16 protein-coding genes are annotated in these 16,605 nt (G+C 66.5%); 3 read left to right on the top strand and 13 right to left on the bottom strand.

The genetic code is table 11. The features are described from left to right. Positions 1 to 30 precede the first annotated feature (30 nt). Complete coding sequence (locus tag LQK81_RS23730; protein ID WP_230808888.1) at positions 31 to 891, bottom strand: D-amino-acid transaminase; 861 nt, start codon at positions 889 to 891, stop codon at positions 31 to 33. 5 nt (positions 892 to 896) lie between these two features. Next, complete coding sequence (locus tag LQK81_RS23725) at positions 897 to 1,673, bottom strand: 5-oxoprolinase subunit PxpA (protein ID WP_230808887.1); 777 nt, start codon at positions 1,671 to 1,673, stop codon at positions 897 to 899. A 210-nt stretch (positions 1,674 to 1,883) separates the two neighbouring features. Here LQK81_RS23725 and pxpB point away from each other — a divergent pair, with 210 nt between their 5' ends. The 3 genes from pxpB (at position 1,884) to LQK81_RS23710 (ending at position 4,042) form a co-directional block, all read left to right on the top strand. Continuing rightward, positions 1,884 to 2,609 carry a 5-oxoprolinase subunit PxpB gene (pxpB, locus tag LQK81_RS23720; RefSeq protein WP_230808886.1) on the top strand — a complete coding sequence of 242 codons (726 nt, stop codon included), beginning with the start codon at positions 1,884 to 1,886 and terminating at the stop codon, positions 2,607 to 2,609. Then, positions 2,606 to 3,562: a biotin-dependent carboxyltransferase family protein gene (locus tag LQK81_RS23715; RefSeq protein WP_230808885.1), complete on the top strand. Its 957-nt coding sequence runs from the start codon at positions 2,606 to 2,608 to the stop codon at positions 3,560 to 3,562. Before pxpB ends, LQK81_RS23715 begins: the two co-directional genes overlap by 4 nt. 66 nt (positions 3,563 to 3,628) lie before the next feature. After that, complete coding sequence (locus LQK81_RS23710) at positions 3,629 to 4,042, top strand: VOC family protein (protein ID WP_230808884.1); 414 nt, start codon at positions 3,629 to 3,631, stop codon at positions 4,040 to 4,042. Between the two features lie 59 nt (positions 4,043 to 4,101). Here the strand turns inward: LQK81_RS23710 and LQK81_RS23705 are convergent, their stop codons facing one another. From LQK81_RS23705 to LQK81_RS23655, 11 genes are all read right to left on the bottom strand, one after another. Further along, on the bottom strand, positions 4,102 to 4,971 hold the full coding sequence (locus tag LQK81_RS23705) for an HpcH/HpaI aldolase/citrate lyase family protein (RefSeq protein ID WP_230808883.1): 870 nt from the start codon (positions 4,969 to 4,971) through the stop codon (positions 4,102 to 4,104). Continuing rightward, positions 4,971 to 5,453, bottom strand: coding sequence for a MaoC family dehydratase (locus LQK81_RS23700; protein WP_230808882.1), 483 nt, complete (start codon positions 5,451 to 5,453; stop codon positions 4,971 to 4,973). The genes LQK81_RS23705 and LQK81_RS23700 overlap by 1 nt, the downstream gene beginning before the upstream one ends. Positions 5,454 to 5,681: 228 nt before the next feature. Further along, positions 5,682 to 6,467, bottom strand: a complete 786-nt coding sequence (gene fabI, locus LQK81_RS23695; protein WP_230808881.1) for an enoyl-ACP reductase FabI — start codon at positions 6,465 to 6,467, stop codon at positions 5,682 to 5,684. 25 nt (positions 6,468 to 6,492) lie between these two features. Next, the gene (locus LQK81_RS23690) at positions 6,493 to 7,671 is read right to left on the bottom strand and encodes an acetate/propionate family kinase (protein ID WP_230808880.1); all 1,179 of its coding nucleotides are present in this window, start codon (positions 7,669 to 7,671) and stop codon (positions 6,493 to 6,495) included. A gap of 3 nt (positions 7,672 to 7,674) precedes the next feature. Further along, the gene (locus tag LQK81_RS23685; RefSeq protein WP_230808879.1) at positions 7,675 to 8,625 is read right to left on the bottom strand and encodes a phosphate acetyltransferase; all 951 of its coding nucleotides are present in this window, start codon (positions 8,623 to 8,625) and stop codon (positions 7,675 to 7,677) included. 21 nt (positions 8,626 to 8,646) lie between these two features. Beyond that, the gene (locus LQK81_RS23680) at positions 8,647 to 10,875 is read right to left on the bottom strand and encodes a DUF3141 domain-containing protein (protein ID WP_230808878.1); all 2,229 of its coding nucleotides are present in this window, start codon (positions 10,873 to 10,875) and stop codon (positions 8,647 to 8,649) included. Between the two features lie 360 nt (positions 10,876 to 11,235). Then, positions 11,236 to 12,150 carry an SMP-30/gluconolactonase/LRE family protein gene (locus tag LQK81_RS23675; RefSeq protein WP_230808877.1) on the bottom strand — a complete coding sequence of 305 codons (915 nt, stop codon included), beginning with the start codon at positions 12,148 to 12,150 and terminating at the stop codon, positions 11,236 to 11,238. An 18-nt stretch (positions 12,151 to 12,168) separates the two neighbouring features. Further along, positions 12,169 to 13,119: an ABC transporter permease gene (locus tag LQK81_RS23670; protein ID WP_230808876.1), complete on the bottom strand. Its 951-nt coding sequence runs from the start codon at positions 13,117 to 13,119 to the stop codon at positions 12,169 to 12,171. Further along, positions 13,116 to 14,063 (bottom strand): ABC transporter permease, encoded by a 948-nt coding sequence (locus LQK81_RS23665; protein WP_230808875.1) that lies wholly within the window; start codon positions 14,061 to 14,063, stop codon positions 13,116 to 13,118. Before LQK81_RS23665 ends, LQK81_RS23670 begins: the two co-directional genes overlap by 4 nt. Next, on the bottom strand, positions 14,060 to 15,514 hold the full coding sequence (locus tag LQK81_RS23660) for a sugar ABC transporter ATP-binding protein (RefSeq protein ID WP_230808874.1): 1,455 nt from the start codon (positions 15,512 to 15,514) through the stop codon (positions 14,060 to 14,062). Before LQK81_RS23660 ends, LQK81_RS23665 begins: the two co-directional genes overlap by 4 nt. A 70-nt stretch (positions 15,515 to 15,584) precedes the next feature. Next, complete coding sequence (locus LQK81_RS23655; RefSeq protein ID WP_230808873.1) at positions 15,585 to 16,601, bottom strand: ABC transporter substrate-binding protein; 1,017 nt, start codon at positions 16,599 to 16,601, stop codon at positions 15,585 to 15,587. Between the last annotated feature and the right edge of the window lie 4 nt (positions 16,602 to 16,605).

Raw genomic sequence — 16,605 nt, 5'->3', positions numbered from 1 at the left:
TGCCGGCCGGCCAGAGGATGACGTCGGCCCTCAGATGGCGCTGGCGAGTTTCTCGGCGATGTAGAGTTCGCGCAACCGGGCGGAGACCGGACCCGGGACGCCGCTGCCGACGGGCTGGCCGTCGATCTTGGTCACCGGAAGCACGAAGCTCGTGGCCGAGGTGATGAAGGCCTCCGCCGCGTCCATGGCCTCCTTCGGTGTGAACGGGCGCACGTCGACGGGAATGCCGGCCCGTCGCGCCAAGTCCAGCGTGCTGGCCCGGGTGATGCCGTGGAGGATCGCCTGCGACAGTTGCCGGGTGACGAGCGTGCCGTCCTTCGTCACGATATGGGCGCTCGCGGACGTCGCCTCGGTGACGAAGCCGTCCTCGACGAGCCAGGCATCGTCCGCGCCGAGCCTTGCGGCCTCCATCTTGGCCATGGAGGGATAGAGCAGTTGCACCGTCTTGATGTCCCGCCGGGCCCAGCGCAGATCGGGCTGCATCGCCACCGATATTCCCGTCTTCACCTTGGGATTGTCGACAACGGCCTTGGCCTGCGTGAACAGGACCAGCGTCGGCGCCGCATCCTGCGGATAGGCAAAGTCGCGGTCGGCAGCCCCGCGCGAGATCTGCAGATAGATCAGTCCTTCCTGCAGGTCGTTGCGGCGAACGATCTCGCGATGCACAGCCAGAAGCGCCTCGGGGCTGAGGGGACACGGCATGGCCAGCTCCTCCGTCGACCGCTGCAGGCGGGCCGCATGCCCGGCATATTCGATGAGCTTGCCGCCGATCACCGCCGTCACTTCGTAGATCGCATCCGCAAAGAGGAATCCGCGGTCGAAGATGGAGATCCTGGCGTCTGCTTCGGGGATCCAGGCGCCGTTCAGGTAGACGATACGGGTCACGCGCATTTCCTCTATTGGAGATCGGGCTTCTTGAACGCGGAGAATTCGATCCCGGCGGCAGCAAGGGCTTCGCGAAGGGCGCGCGCCACGCCGACGGCGCCGGGCGTATCCCCATGGATGCAGATAGTCGCGGCCTCGACCGGCAGTTTCTTGCCGCCGATCGTCGGGATGCACCCGTCCAGCACCATGGACAGCACCTGGTCCACGCTCTGTTGCAGGTCGTGAATGACGGCACCTTCCCTCTGCCGGGAGGCCAGCATGCCGTCGTCGTCATAGCGCCGGTCCGCATAGACCTCGCAGGCGACCGCGAGCCCGGCCGCCTCGGCAGCCCGCATCGCCTGCGAATAGGGGAGCGCCACGAACACCAGTCCGGGATCAACGGCCTTGATGGCCCTGGCGCAGACGGTGGCAAGGGTGGCGTCTTCGGCTGCCATGTTTGCGAGCGCGCCGTGCGGCTTGACATGGGTGATCGGCCAGCCGGCCGCAGTCGCCATGCCCTGGATCGCGGCGATCTGGTAGACGAGCTGCGCCTCGACGTCCTCCGGCCGCTCGCCGGTGATGCGCCGGCGTCCGAATCCGTAGAGATCCATGAATGACGGGTGTGCACCGATCGACACGCCGCGCGCCTTGGCTGCGAGGATCGTGTCGCGCATGACGACAGGATCGCCGGCATGGAAGCCGCAAGCGATGTTGGCGGTGGTGACCAGTTCCATCATGGCCGCATCGTCGCCGATCCGGTAGGCGCCGAAGCTTTCTCCCATGTCGCAATTCAGGTCGACGGTCGTCATGGTCTCGCAGCGTTTCTGTTTTCGATGGGCGTCACGGATGGCATGTAACCTTGCGCAACGTGTTGCGTCGAACGAACCCCACCCCTTATGATCCGATAGCTTGAGATACAGTCGGCGTGCTCAAATGCCAAGTCCGTCTTCAAACACCAGGCGACCGGCATGACGCGGAACGCCCTCTGGGCAAGGATGATCTGAAGGACGCATGACGCAATGTCGGTGACGTATCCACGCATCGTCGCCTGTGGCGACAGCGCCCTTTCGATCGAGTTGTCCGACGAGATCGACGAGGACGTCAACGCGCGCGTGATCGCCCTGGCCGCTGATCTGACCGAGCGGCCGGTGGATGCAATCACGGAAATGGTGCCGACCTATCGCTCGCTTCTCGTTCTCTACGATCCTTCCATCCGACGGGCACAGGCGCTGAGGTCGGAACTGGAGGCACGATTGCGGGCAGCCCTGCCCGGCAGCCGGCCCGCCCGGCGCTTCGTCGTTCCGGTCGTCTACGGCGGCGAGGCCGGCCTCGACCTTGCCGCGCTCGCCGAGATGAAGGACCTGGGCGTCGAAGAACTCGTGGCGATCCACGCCGCGGCCGAATACCGGGTCTACATGATCGGCTTCGCGCCGGGCTTTGCCTATCTCGGCGGACTGCCGGAGATCCTCCATACGCCGCGGCTTGCCACGCCGCGCCAGCGGATCGAGGCGGGCTCGATCGGCATCGGCGGTCGCCAGGCCAGCATCAATTCCGTCCCCGGTCCCAGCGGCTGGCGCTACATCGGTCGCACGCCGCTCAGGCTCTTCGACCCCGAACGCAGCAAGCCGTTCCTGCTCGGCGCCGGCGACCGGGTGCGCTTCCGGCCGATCGGACCCGAGGAAGCCGCCGCACTCGACGCAGCGGTCGCGGCCGGCAAGACTGCGGTGGAGCCCGAACCCGCATGACGGTTCTTCTGATCGGACAGGCCGGCCCGATGGTGACGGTGCAGGATCGCGGTCGAAGCGGCCTGCTGCATGCCGGCGTGTCCGGCTCGGGTCCGATGGACGGCCCGTCCATGGACATCGCCAATGCGCTCGCCGGCAACGGGCCCGACTGTGCCGTTCTCGAATTCGCCGGCAGCGGCGGCGTCTTCGAGGTGACGGAGCCGGTTCGGTTCGCCGTCGCCGGCGGCGCGGTCGACATCCGGATCGACGGCGTCGCCGCCTTTCCATGGGAGAGCCATCATCTTCTGCCGGGCCGGAAGCTGACGATCGGCGCCATGCGGGATGCGGTGTGGGGCTATCTCGCATTCTCGGGCGGCATCGATACGCCGCCGGTGCTGGGCTCCAGGGCGACGCATCTTCGCTCCGGACTCGGCGGCCTGGAAGGCCGGCGGCTCGCTGCGAACGATCGTCTGCCGCTGGGCATAGCGAAGGCCGCGCCGCTTCTGGCGTTTCGCCGGTTCTGGCAACAGGTCCGCGGCCCGATCCGCGTCGTTCCGGGTCCGCAGGACGACTATTTCGATCGATCCGTCTGGCGCACCTTTCTCGACGAGCCCTTCATCGTCTCGCCCAGTCGCGACCGCATGGCGCAGATCCTCGACGGACCACTGCTGCCGGCCGCGCGCGGTCACGACATCGTCTCCGACGGCACCTTGGCGGGATCCATCCAGGTGCCGGCCTCCGGTCGACCGATCGTGCTGATGGCCGAGCGACAGACAACAGGCGGCTATCCGAAGATCGCCACGGTCGCCTCGGTCGACCTGCCGCGGCTTGCGCAGACGCCAAGCGGGCGAAGGGTCCGCTTCGCCGCCGTCTCGCAGGAAGAGGCCGAAGACCTGCTGATCGACGGACGGCGCGCGCTCGCAGACGCCATCGCCGGCATGACGGAGAAACCTCCGGACGCAACGCTATCGTGATAAGCAGCAGAGGCCGGCAAGGGCCGCGCTGAAATCGTCCTCGTAGACAGGTATCAAGGAGAACCGATGCGCTCACTCTTCCATCTCGCCTACCACGTCACCGATCTCGACGAGGCGCGCCGCTTCTATCGCGGCGTCCTCGGCTGCGCCGAGGGCCGCTCGACCGACACCTGGGTCGATTTCGATTTCTTCGGCCACCAGATCTCGCTGCATCTCGGCAAGCCCTTCGAAGTGACCCGCACGGGCAGGGTCGGCGACCATATGGTGATGATGCCGCATCTCGGCGTCGTCCTGCCGCTCGACGACTGGTTCGCTCTGGCCGCGCGGCTCGAAGCGGGCGGCATCGCCTTCGACATCCCCCCGGTCGTCCGTTTCGAGGGCGAACCGGGCGAGCAGCGGACGATGTTCTTCTTCGACCCGAGCGGCAACCCGATCGAGGTCAAGGGCTTCAAGGATTTCGACAGCGTCTTCGCGCGTTGAAGGCGGAACAGGGCAGGGGCAGGGGCACGACCCCGCCTGCTGCCATGTCGCACGACCGCTCAGACCACCTCGCCGGCGCGGGCGAGCAGGCGCTCGGCCCGCAGCAGGTGCGGGCGGTCGAGCATCTCGCCATCGACACCGACGACGCCCGCGCCCGGATTGTCGGCAAATGCGGCGACGACGGCCCTGGCCCTTGCGATTTCCTCAGTCGTCGGCGCGAAGGCCGCGTTTATGATCGGGACCTGCGCGGGATGTATCGCCATCTTGCCGACGAAACCGTCGCGCCGCGCCTCAAAGCATTCCGCCTCCAGCCCTGCCATGTCCCGGAAATTGGTATAGACTGCATCGATGGCGGCAACCCCGGCCGATGCAGCGCCCAGGAGAGTCAGCGTCCGTGCCAGCCTGTAGGGATCGGCATAGGCGCCGCTGTCCGTACGGTTGGAGGCAGCGCCGAGGTCGGCCGAAAGATCCTCTCCGCCCCAGGCAAGACCGACCAGCCGGTCACTGCTGCCGGAAAAGGTCCCGAGGGCGAAGACGCCGGCGGCGTTTTCGGTTGCGATTGCGAGGATGCGGGTCGCAGCCCGCGCACCCCCGGCCTCGCGCCTCGATAGAAGGGCTGCAAGCGCGGCCACGTCGGCCCCGCCGACCGCCTTGGGCAGCACGACTCCATCGGGCGCCGCAGGCATGATCCGATCGAGATCCGCTTCGGCAAGGCCGGTCGACAGTCCGTTGATGCGCACATAGAGACGCGGCCTGCCGCTGCCGGCGACATTCTCTTGCAGGAATTCCGAGGTGATCGACCGGGCCTCGTCCTTTGCCTCGAGCGAGACGGAATCCTCCAGGTCGATCAGCAGGGCATCGGCTTTCGAGGTCAGCGCCTTCTCCAGTTTCCGGGCACTGTCGCCGGGGACGAACAGCAGCGAACGCATCACGTGTTCCTCTTCAGCATGAAGGCCTGGCGGCGGCATTCGCAGACCAGCGTGCCGTCCTGCTTGTAGGCACGGTGCAGGAACTCGACGATCCCGGCATTCGGCCGCGATTTCGATTCGCGCTTGCCCGCGATCTCGGTCGCGACGTTGACCGTGTCGCCCTCGAACAGGGGGGCGGGAAACGTCACGTCCGTCATGCCGAGATTGGCGATGGTGGTGCCGACCGTCGTGTCGTTGACGGAGATGCCGATCATCAGGCCGAGCGTGAACAGGGAATTGACGAGCGGCCGTCCCCATTCCGTCTCCGTGGCGCAGAAATGCGCATCGATATGCAGCGGTTGGGGATTGAGGGTCATGTTGGAGAACAGCATGTTGTCCATCTGGGTGACCGTGCGCGTCAACCGGTGCGCAATGGTGGCGCCGACGACGAAATCCTCGAAATACAGGCCGCCGCGGGGGTGTGGCTGGGAAGCCTCTGGCATTGTTTCCTCCTCTGACGTCAGGCCGCCTTCGCGAACCGCGTCCTCCTGATCGATCCGCCCGCAACTTAATCCTGTCGCAATTCCGCCGGCGGCGTCACCTCAGAGAATAGAGCGTTGCCGCTTGATCGCAATCGATCACGCGCGCCGGCGGACTGTCCCGAAACAGGCGTCAGCGCCGCTCGTTCGGGCGGCAGAAGGAGAAGCGGTGACGGGGGAGCCCACCCGGCGTCAGTCGACGATGTGGTAGCCGCCGTCCACGTAGAGCACCTGACCGGTGATCAGCCGGGCGGCGTCATGGGCGAGAAATGCGGTGGCGACGCCGACGTCGTCGACCTTGACCAGTTCCCGCGCCGGCGCCTTGGTCCGCGTCTTCTCCAGCAATTCGTCGAACTCCGGTATGCCCGACGCCGCCCGCGTCGCGAGCGCGCCGGGCGAGATCGCGTGCACGCGAATGCCCTTCGGCCCGAGTTCGGCGGCGAGATAGCGCACCGCGCTCTCGAGGGCCGCCTTGGCGACGCCCATGATATTGTAGTTTTCGACGACCATCTGGGAGCCGTGGTAGGTCATGGTGAAGAGCGTGCCGCCGTTCTTCATCAGTGGTTCGGCAAGGTGGGCCATGCGGATGAACGACCAGCAGGAGATCTCCATCGTCTGGGCGAACCCCTCGCGCGACACGTCGACAACGCGACCGCCGAGCGCCTCCTTCGGCGAATAGGCGATGGAGTGGACGAGAAAGTCCAGTTCGCCCCATTGGCTGAAGATCGTCTCGAACACCGCTTCGAGCTGACCCGGCACGGCCATGTCCATCGGCATGAAGATCGGCGCTTCCAGTTCCCGGGCGAGCGGTTCGACATGGGGTTTCGCCTTGTCGTTGAGGTAGGTCACCGCCAGCTCGGCGCCGAAGGCGCGGAAAGCCCGCGCGCAGCCCCAGGCGATCGACCGATCGTTGGCGATGCCGACCACAAGTCCCTTCTTTCCCTTGAGAAGCTGTGCACTAACGACCGGAAGGGACATGGCTGCTTCTCCATTGCCTCGGGTTTCAGGGTCTGGCGATGAGCGTGAGCGTGTGGCGGGCGATCATCAGTTCCTCATCCGTCGGCAGCACGTAGAGCGCGACCTTGCTCGACGGCGTGGAGACGAGCGCCGCTCCGGCCGCGTTTGCCGCCGGATCGAGGTCGGCGCCGAGCCATGCGAGGCGTTCGGCGATGCGGGCGCGGATCGGTGCCGAGTTCTCGCCGACGCCGGCGGTGAAGACGAAGGCGTCCAGGCCGCCGAGTGCGGCGGCCAGCAGGCCTGCACTCAGCCCGCAACGATGGATGAAGTGATCGATGGCGAAGGCTGCGTGCGGCTCCTCGCTTTCGAGGAGGTCGCGCATGTCGGCCGAGACGCCGGACAGCCCCTTCAGCCCGGACGACCGGTAGAGCAGATCCGTCACCGCTGCGACGCTCATGCCCTTGTGATCGATCAGGTAGAGCACCACGCCCGGGTCCATCTGCCCCGGTCGCGTCCCCATCGGCAGGCCGTCCAGCGCGGTGAACCCCATCGTCGTCTCGATACTGCGGCCGCCCTTCATGGCGCACATCGACGCGCCGCTTCCGAGGTGGGCGACAATGACGCGTCCGCCCGCCACACCGGGCGCGACCTCGGCGAGACGCTCGGCGATGTACTCGTAGGACAGGCCGTGGAAACCGTATCGCCGGACGCCGTGCTCGTAGTACTCCCACGGCAGGGCATAGCAATCCGTATGCGGGGCATGGCCGCGATGGAAGGCCGTGTCGAAGCAGGCAACCTGCGGAACACCGGGCGCGATCTCCATGGCGAGGCGGATCGGCGCCAGGTTGTTCGGCTGGTGCAGCGGTGCGAGTTCCTGGAAAGTCGCGAGCCTGTCCAGTACGTCGTGGTCGATCAGGATCGGCTTCGCATAGTCCGGCCCGCCATGGACGACGCGGTGGCCGATGGCGCTCAGAGAGAAACCGCCCAGCGACTGCAGCCAGGCGCGGGTCTCGGCAATCGCCGCCGGCAGGTCCTTGACCGCATCCGCGGGAAACGACCTGTCGACCAGCACCTCACCCTCGGCGGTACTGGCGAACAGGCGCGGGCGGGTCCCGATGCCGTCCATCTGGCCGCGCACCTTCCGTGACAACCGGCCGTCGGCAATGCCGAAAATCTGGAACTTGAGGCTCGAAGAGCCGGCGTTGACGACAAGGATGGCGTCCATGCGTCAGGCCGCCACTTGCCGCCGCCGCCGGGCGGCGTAGAGCGCGGCCACAGCACAGGAGGCGAGCCGGCTTCGGACCGAATCCGCGCGCGAGGTCAGGACGATCGGCACGCGCGCGCCGAGCACGATTCCGGCCGCGTCGGCATGGGAGAGGAAGGTCAGGTTCTTGGCCAGCATGTTCCCGGCCTCGAGGTCGGGCACCACGATGATCTGCGCCCGGCCGGCAACCGGCGACGTCAGCCCCTTGATCTCGGCGGCTTCCGGGCTGATGGCGTTGTCGAAGGCGAGCGGGCCGTCGAGCATGCCGCCGGTGATCTGGCCACGCTCGGCCATCTTGCACAGCGCTGCCGCATCGATGGTGGAGGGAATCTTCGTCGTCACCGTCTCGACCGCGGACACGATCGCCACGCGCGGCTCGCCAAGCCCGATTGTGACCCAGAGATCGATCGCGTTCTGGACGATGTCGCGCTTGGCATCGAGGTCGGGAAAGATGTTGATCGCCGCATCGGTGATGAAGAGCGTTTCGGCGTGGCCCGGCACGTCCATGACGAACACGTGGCTGATGCGACGTTCGGTGCGCAGGCCCGTGGCCGAGGCTGCGACCTCGCGCATCAGTTCGTCGGTATGCAGGCTGCCCTTCATCAAGAGGTCGCCCTTGCCCTCGCGGATCAGGGCGACCGCCTGGGCGGCCGCGGCATGGCTGTGCGGGGCGTCGACGATCTCGTGTCCGCCCAGTTCGAGGCCGTTCTCGGCCGCCACCTTGCGGATTTTTGCTTCCGGTCCCACCAGGACCGGAACGATCAGGCCCATGTCCGCCGCTTCCAGCGCGCCGCGCAGCGAGGTCTCGTCGCATGGATGGGCGACGACGGTGACGGCCGGGGGCGCCTCCTGCGCCGCGCCGATCAGGCGGTCGTATTTCGACGGTGCGGCTCTGGTCACGTTCGGTTCGGTCAATGGCGAAGCTCCGGCTGGTGATCAATATGCGCTGCGGGCACGCGTGTTGCCGCGGACGGCGACAGGTTTCGGGACGCTGCCCGGGCCGCTCCCTCCAAGATCGAACAACTCGGCCAAGCGCTGAAGGCGTCCCTCTGCAGCATCGCCCAAAGAGCTGGACGATTCCAGCACGCCGCGCAGGACATCGAAGGCGGCGCGGCGCTGGCCCGCGTCTTGCGGAAGCAGTTTCGGGATGGCGGCGAGAGCCCCCGCCTCGTCGATGAGCAGCATATAGTACTGTTCCCTCACAAGCGCCTTGAATTCCGCAAGCTTCATCTGCGTTGCGCTCGCGTGTTCGCGCCGGACCCGGCGGATGGCTTCGAAACCGCGCTCGTCCGCGCTGCCACGGGCCATGCCGACATACAGCAGCGAACGGACCAGCCCTTCCACCAGTCCGCCCTCGGCGAGCCTGGCCTTCAGCGCTTCCGTCTTCACCTCGATCAGCGCCTTCGTCAGCAGGCTCTTCGGCGCCTTGCGGGGCGGGGTATTCGATGTCGGGTCGATGCCGAGCGCCGCCTGAACCGCCGGGGCGCCATAGGTGATCCGGAAGGTCTCCTCCGCCATCGCCTCCGTCATCTTGCGCCAGCCTTCCAGCGCTTCGACGATCCGGGTCGAGACCTGCTCCTGCACGGCGATGAACGGATTGTCCGGCGCGGTCTGGTGCCGGTCGTCACGTACACTCGTAGCCGCATTCTCGATCCAGGCCATGAACGGGTTGGACGAGCCGAACCATTCGTAGGACAGCCGGAGCGGGTGCAGCCGCCGCATCGCTTCGGCCATGGCCGGATTGACTGTGGCCCTGACCGCCGGCTGGAGGAAGGCCCGATAGAGCGAGAGGTTGATTTCGGAGAGACGGGCGGCGGCCTCGAAGCTGCGCTCGTCCTCGATGTCGTTGCCGCCAAGCGCGCGGATATCGTCCAGCGTGCGGGTCTCGCAGCGCATGATCCATTGGCCCGAGACGAGTTCCGGATGCTCCACCGCCTCTCCGGTGGGCTCCAGGACCGCCTCGTAGAGACCCGGCGGCAGCACGTCGATCAGGTCGATGTTGGAGGCGAACTCGTCATGTTCCTTCCGCGCCACGCCGGCGGACACGAAAATCCCCAGGTGCCCGACCGTCTCATGGACGACGTAGACGATGGTCTGGCCGAGCGAACGGATTTCGTCGACGCTGTCGTACAGATCGAGGATCCAGTCCAGCGCCTGCTGCGGCGGGGTGATGTTGTCGCCCTTGGAGCAGAACACCACGATCGGGGAGCGGATCGTGCGCAGGTCGATCGCCGTTCCGTCGGTCGTGCGGATCTCGCCCGAGGCGAGCCTGTTGCCGATGAAGAGCTCATCGACGATGAACTGGATCTCCTCGGCGTTGAGCATGACGTGCCCACCCCACCAGCGCTCGAAGCCGAGATAGCGCTCGGCCTCGGTATCGACCTTGGAATAGAGGTTATACTGCTTCGTCCAGAGCGTATTGGCCGGGTTCTGGTTTTCGAAGTTCTGCACCAGCCAGGCGCCGTCGAACTTGCCCGCGCCGAGATCGCCGGTCAGCGCCGTCAGCCAGCTGCCACCGAGCAGGCCGCCGGAGTAGCGCATCGGATACTGCCCGTGCACGCCCGCCCAATAGGAAAGGGGAGCGCCGGCGATGATGATCGGACCAAAGAGTTCGGGCCGCATCGCGGCCAGCATCATCATGGCCCAGCCCGCCTGGCAATTGCCGATGACGCACGGCTTGCCGTCGGCCTCGGGATGGTGTTCGATCACCGTCTCCAGGAACACGGCCTCCGCCCGCGCGATGTCCTCGATCGTCTGGCCCGGCATGGGTTCGGGCAGGAACCCGATGAAATAGCAGGGATGCCCGGCCTTCATCGCCACGCCGATCTCGCTGTCAGCCTTGAAACCGCCGATGCCCGGGCCATGCCCTGCCCGCGGATCGACCACGACGAAGGGACGCTTCGACGGATCGATCGTGACGCCTTCGGGGGCAATGATGCGGACCAGTCCGTAGTTGACCGGCCTCGGCAGTTCGCGGCCGTCGCAGACGAGATCGGCATCGTAGTCAAGCACATGCGGCACGCGGCTTGCCGCATGCTCCTCGTACTGCTCGCCACGCCGGCGCATGACGTCGAGATACAGGATCGAACGCTGCCAGGCGTCAAGGGTGTAGGAGTAGGCGTCGGAAAACATCTGCGCAGTCGGAATACCGGATAGCTCGGACATCATATCCACTCCTTCTGTTCATTGCGAAGGCGTAGCTGGCGATACGGGTTGCTCCTATCTCGGCGCTACGCTCGCGACAGCCCGCATCGCACCCCGCAGGGCAGGGTACATCTATGCCGAATTTTCAGCGCGGGCGGCACACATCGCCAAGAGTGATAGCATAGTGCTCCAACGTCTCGTTTGCGTGACATCAATCGGCGGCCGGAACGGCGCGTGGCCTGCCCAGCCGACCAGGAAACGGGAACTTGAACTGCGGTGCGCAGTAGACCCCATCCGGCGGTCAGGGGTCAAGTGAACCGCCGGCACGGAAATGTGCTCGTCGACCACGGCGGCTGACCGGACAAGGCCAGAGGTCAAACGTCACGGCACCTGGGCGCCGGTCGCGGTGACGTAGATCGAATAGAGCGAATTGGTCGCGGCGATGAAGAGGCGGTTGCGCCGGGGGCCGCCGAACGTCAGGTTTGCCACGGTCTGCGGCACCAGGATCTTGCCGAGGCGCGCTCCGTCAGCGGCGAAGCAATGAACCCCGTCGCCCGCGCTGGACCAGAGATTGCCGGCGGTGTCAGTGCGGATGCCGTCCGGTATGCCCTTGTCGATCACGGCGAAGACGCGGTCGTTGGCGAGCCGCCGTCCGTCCACGACGTCGAAGGCGCGGATATGGCGCGGAAGCACGTCGTCATGGCTTGCGCCGGAGTCGGCCACATAGAGAATCGTCTCATCCGGCGAGAAGGCGAGGCCGTTCGGCTGGTTGAAGTCGGTGACGACGGCATCGATCTCGCCGGTCGCCGGGTCCAGCCGGTAGACGTTGCGCGTCGCCTGCTCGGGTTCGGACCTGTAGCCCTCGTAGTCGGAGAGGATGCCGTAGGTCGGATCGGTGAACCAGACGGTGCCGTCCGAGCGGACCACGACATCGTTCGGCGCATTGAGCTTCCTGCCCTGATGACTGTCGGCCAGCACCGTGATCGAACCGTCCACCTCGGTGCGCGTCACCCGGCGCGTTCCGTGTTCGCAGGAGACGAGCCGCCCCTGCCGGTCGCGCGTATGGCCGTTGGCGAAGTTCGACGGCTGGCGATAGGCGGACACGCCGCCCTCCGGCGTCCAGCGCAGCATGCGCTGGTTGGGAATATCGCTCCAGAGAAGCTGGTTCGCATCGTTGAACCAGACGGGCCCTTCCGCCCAGCGGCAGCCGGAATAGAGTTCCTCCAGGCGGGCGCTCGACACGATCAGGTGGACGAAGCGCGGATCGTGGATTTCGTAGAGACTGTCTCGGGCCATGGTCGGATCGTCCTGGAACTAGCGCGTGCCCGGCTGGCGGCCGCCGGCGAGCAGGATGACGCTGATGATGATGAGCCCGGTCATGACGAGGCGGATGCCCGCACCGAGACCGTAGGTGTTGAGCATGGACACGACCAGGAACATAAAGAGCGAGGCGCCCCATATACCCGGTACGTTGGAATCACCGCCGGCGACCGCCGTGCCCCCGATGACCACGACGGCGATCGACATCAACAGGTATTCGGAGCCCATGTTCAGCGCCGCCCCGCCGGAGAAGCAGGCGAGCAGGTAACCGGCAAGCGAGGCGAGGACGGCGCAGAAGACGTAGGTGGCAAAGCGCGTGCCATCGACCGGAATCCCGGCCATCCGGGCGGCCGGCATGCTCTGGCCGATCGCCGAGATCCAGCGACCGTAGATCGTCTTCTCCAGAAGGAACCAGGCGAAAAGCGAGATGAGCAGCGCGACGATGGCGACGTTCGGGATGCCGAGCGTGGCGGAGGTCGTGAACTCGGCGAGAACGCTCGGCGGCTTGATGCGAAGCCCACGATTGGTCCAGATCGCCGTCGACTGGATGATGAAGCTCATCGACAGCGTGGCGATGATCGGCGGAATGCGCAACGCCTTGATGAGGGCGTAGTTGCCGATCCCGACCGCGATCCCGATCCCGACAGCGACCAGCAGGCCCGGAACGATCATGGCGTTGTCGACATCCATCAGCTTCAGCGCCACCGTGCCGGCCAGCGTCATCGTAGCGGGAACGGAGAGGTCGATGTTACCGGGGCCGAGCGTGATGACGAACATCTGGCCGATGCCGACGATGATCGAGAAGGCCGCGAAGGTGAGCGCCGCTTGCGAGAGGCCGAACGTGCTCGCCCCGCCGGTGACGACGATGGTGGCGAACCAGACGACGAAGGCCGCGAACCACGACCAGATCCAGGGTTTCTGCGAAAGCCGCGCGATTGCCGTCATCGCCCTTTCTCCCAGTTTTCGACGCGTCTGAGCAGCAGGCGAAGGGCCAGCACGACGATGAGAATCGCGCCCTGCGCGCCGATCTGCCAGTCGGGCGAGATCCGCAGGAACGACAGGAAGGATCCGGCCAGCGTCAGGGTGAGGGCGCCGATCACCGCGCCGACCGGCGATACCCGGCCGCCGATGAACTCGCCGCCGCCGAGGATCACGCCGGCGATCGACAGCAGCGTGTAGCGAAGAGCGATATTGGCGTCCGCGGACGTTGTCAGTCCGACGAGCGCAATGCCGGCAAGCACGGCGAAGACGCCCGCAAGGCCATAGGCCGCAGCCCGGGTGGCGACCACCGACCAGCCGGCCCGTTCGACCGAGCGCTGGTTGCCGCCGACACCGCGGATCAGCACGCCAAGCGAGGAGCGCATGACGACGAGATGAGCGACGATCGCGATGACGATGCTGGCGACGATCGCCATCGGCGCCACGGGCGGTTTCATCGTCATCAGCGCGCGCGCCCAGTCCGGCGCCTGCCCGCCGGGGGCCGGCAGGAGCAGCACGGCAAGGCCGGCCCAGACGAAGCTCATGCCGAGCGTCACGACGATCGATGGCAGGTCGCGCAGGTAGATCACCACGCCCAGAATGGCATAGACCGCCACAGCGCCGGCCAGGATCAGCACCCCGACAAGCGGCGCGTCGCGCAGGAAGGTGGCGGTCACGCAGGCGACGAAGCTGACGAAGGTGCCCATCGACAGGTCGAGGTCGTTCACCGACACGATCAGCATCTGCGCGATCGTGGCGAGCGCGATCGGCACGGCGAGATTGAAGAGCAGGTTGAGACCGACATAGCTCATTGCCCGCGGCTGCAGCCAGAACACGGCGGCGAGCAGGACCGTCAGTGACAGGGCCGGGATCGCCAGCCTGAGCGCATCGGCGGATATCCAGCGCTTCATGCGGCCGCCCCCGCGAAGGAGGCGGCAAGGATGTTGTCCTCGGTGATGGCCTCGCCGGTCAGTTCGGCGACGATCGCGCCCTCCCGAAAGACATAGACACGGTCGCAGAGGCGGACTTCCTCCATTTCCGTCGAATACCAGACGAAAGTGCGCCCGGCTTCCGCCTCCTGGCGCACGATCTCGTAGACCTCCTGCTTCGTGCCGACGTCGACGCCGCGCATCGGGTCGTCCATCAGCACGACCGGCGCACGCGTCGAAAGCGCCCGGGCGAACAGCACCTTCTGCTGGTTGCCGCCCGAGAGCGACAGGATGCGGTTTTCCATGTCCTGCGTGCGGATCTCGATCCGCCGCTTCCATTCCGCCCCGCGCCCGGCCTCCGCGCCCGTATCCAGCACGCCCCGCCGCGCGACGCCGTCGAGCGAGGCGATCGACAGGTTTTTCAGGATGCTCCAGAGCTCGAATACGCCGTTCAGCCTGCGGTCGCCGGCCACGAACGTCACCAGCGGATCGCGCCGCGGCAACCAGTCGCCGCTGTTGGCCGCGTGCAGCGCCATCAGCATTTTCGTCTGGCCGTGCCCCGCAAGCCCCGCAAGCCCGACGATTTCCCCGCGCGCCGCCCGGAAGGGCAGGCCGCGGCCGACCTGCTCGAGAGCGATCGGCGCGCCTGTGAGATCGCGCGCCCGGCGGCGATGGGCGTCGCCCTTGACCACGCTGCCCATGGCTTCGACGAGGCTCACCTCGCTGAACGCCGCTGCGGGACGTTCGGCAACGATGCGGCCGTCCTTCATCACGACGATACGGCTCGCCGTCGTCAGGACCTCGTGCAGGATATGCGAGATGAAGACGACCGCGCCGCCGCCCGCGACGAAGCGGCGGACATGGTCCAGCATCTGCTCGGCGAGGCTGGCGTCGAGCGAGGAGGTCGGTTCGTCCAGGATCACCAGTCTCGGGGCGATGCCAGCGTCGGAGAAGGCCATGGCGATCTCCACCATCTGGCGCTCGGCGATCGACAATTCGCCGACCGTCCTGTCGCTGGCGATGCCGTGACCCGGGAAGACCGTATCCAGGCTCTTTTCGATCACCTGCCTTGCCCGCCGGCGCCAGCCGAAGCCGCCGAGCGTGCGGTGCATGACGCGCGTGTTCTCGACGATCGTGAGATTGGGGCAGAGCGAGAGCTCCTGGAAGACGCAGCGCACGCCGCGTGTCCGGGCGGCATTGATGCCGTAGCTTGCAACGACCTCGCCGTCGCCGGAAACCGTCCCCTGGTGCGGCGTCAGTCCGCCGTTGATGACGCTGACGATGGTGGACTTGCCGGCACCGTTGTGGCCGACGAGGCCGACGCATTCGCCGGGCATGATCGCAAGCGTCACGCCGTCGAGCGCCTTGACCGCGCCGAAGCTCACCTTGGCGCCATCGACCTCGATCACCGCCTTGCGTCTGTCACCCGTCATTGCTGCCGTCTTCTGCTGCAGGAAAATCGACCGCGCGGCATGATGGAACCGCGCGGCCGTGTTGAGGTTCCTAGTTGGCTGCCTCGATGACCTTTAGCGCGTCTTCCTGCGAGTATTCCACGTTCGCGACGCCGCCGGCCTGGGTGGTGGCGAGGTTCTGTTCGAGGTTGTCCTGGTCGATGCGCAGGAACGGCACCACGAGGTCCTTCTTCACCTCCTTGCCGTCGAGAATCTGCTGGGCGACCCAGAAGGCGAGGGTGGACACGCCCGGCGCGATCGAGACCGACATGGTCTCATAGCCATTGGCGTCCTTCTGTTCCTTCCACCATTTCAGCTCGTCCTCGCGGTTGCCCATGACGATCACCGGCATCGGTCGCTTGGCAGCCGCGATCGCCTGTGCGGCGCCGTAGCCGTCGCCGCCCTGGGTGACCACGCCGACGACCTCCGGCAGGCTCGGCAGGATGCCGGCCACGGCCTTCTGCGCCACGTCCTGCGCCCAGTCGCCATGGACCGAACCCGCGACCTTGAACTGCGGGAACTGCTTCACGCCCTCGTGGATGCCCGCGGAGATCTCGTCGTCGACGAAGACCCCGGCAAGGCCGCGGATCTCGAGCAGATTGCCGCCCTCGGGCACCTTCTTGGAAAGATACTCGACCTGGCTGCGGCCCATCTCCTTGAAGTCGACGGCGATGCGCCAGGCGCACGGCTCGGTCACGATGCCGTCGAACGAGACGACCGTGATGCCCGCGTCGCAGGCTTCCTTGACGGCGCCGTTGAGCGCCGTCGGCGAGGCGGCGTTGATCACGATCGCGTCATAGCCCTGCAGGATCATGTTCTGGATCTGCGCCGCCTGCTCGGTCGCCTGGTTCTCGGCGGTGGTGAACGGATCGGCGGCCGCAACGACGCCGGTCTTCACGGCCTCGCCGGTGACCTTGTCCCAGCTCGTCAGCATGGCCTGGCGCCAGGAGTTTCCGGCGTAGTTGTTGGAGAGCGCGATCTTCTTTCCGGACGTATCGGCGAACGCGGTCATGGGCATGGCGGCGCACGCGACGGCGACCGATGCCAGCAGCATCTTGCGAATTGTCATGTCA

Origin of the sequence: Rhizobium sp. GN54 (genome assembly GCF_021026345.1) — a bacterium.
In the GTDB taxonomy this organism is placed as follows: Bacteria; Pseudomonadota; Alphaproteobacteria; order Rhizobiales; family Rhizobiaceae; genus Mycoplana.
Note: the sequence above shows the minus strand (reverse complement) of the source record. Positions and strands in the feature narration are given on the sequence as shown.

Bases quoted from the DNA above. Each gene is read 5' to 3' on its own strand.
- LQK81_RS23690 (WP_230808880.1), bottom strand. From the start codon at position 7,671: ATGGACGCCATCCTTGTCGTCAACGCCGGCTCTTCGAGCCTCAAGTTC.
- LQK81_RS23680 (WP_230808878.1), bottom strand. From the start codon at position 10,875: ATGTCCGAGCTATCCGGTATTCCGACTGCGCAGATGTTTTCCGACGCC.
- LQK81_RS23710 (WP_230808884.1), top strand. From the start codon at position 3,629: ATGCGCTCACTCTTCCATCTCGCCTACCACGTCACCGATCTCGACGAG.
- LQK81_RS23675 (WP_230808877.1), bottom strand. From the start codon at position 12,150: ATGGCCCGAGACAGTCTCTACGAAATCCACGATCCGCGCTTCGTCCAC.
- LQK81_RS23655 (WP_230808873.1), bottom strand. From the start codon at position 16,601: ATGACAATTCGCAAGATGCTGCTGGCATCGGTCGCCGTCGCGTGCGCC.
- LQK81_RS23725 (WP_230808887.1), bottom strand. From the start codon at position 1,673: ATGACGACCGTCGACCTGAATTGCGACATGGGAGAAAGCTTCGGCGCC.
- LQK81_RS23665 (WP_230808875.1), bottom strand. From the start codon at position 14,063: ATGAAGCGCTGGATATCCGCCGATGCGCTCAGGCTGGCGATCCCGGCC.
- LQK81_RS23670 (WP_230808876.1), bottom strand. From the start codon at position 13,119: ATGACGGCAATCGCGCGGCTTTCGCAGAAACCCTGGATCTGGTCGTGG.
- LQK81_RS23715 (WP_230808885.1), top strand. From the start codon at position 2,606: ATGACGGTTCTTCTGATCGGACAGGCCGGCCCGATGGTGACGGTGCAG.
- pxpB (WP_230808886.1), top strand. From the start codon at position 1,884: ATGTCGGTGACGTATCCACGCATCGTCGCCTGTGGCGACAGCGCCCTT.
- fabI (WP_230808881.1), bottom strand. From the start codon at position 6,467: ATGTCCCTTCCGGTCGTTAGTGCACAGCTTCTCAAGGGAAAGAAGGGA.
- LQK81_RS23705 (WP_230808883.1), bottom strand. From the start codon at position 4,971: ATGCGTTCGCTGCTGTTCGTCCCCGGCGACAGTGCCCGGAAACTGGAG.
- LQK81_RS23730 (WP_230808888.1), bottom strand. From the start codon at position 891: ATGCGCGTGACCCGTATCGTCTACCTGAACGGCGCCTGGATCCCCGAA.
- LQK81_RS23660 (WP_230808874.1), bottom strand. From the start codon at position 15,514: ATGACGGGTGACAGACGCAAGGCGGTGATCGAGGTCGATGGCGCCAAG.
- LQK81_RS23700 (WP_230808882.1), bottom strand. From the start codon at position 5,453: ATGCCAGAGGCTTCCCAGCCACACCCCCGCGGCGGCCTGTATTTCGAG.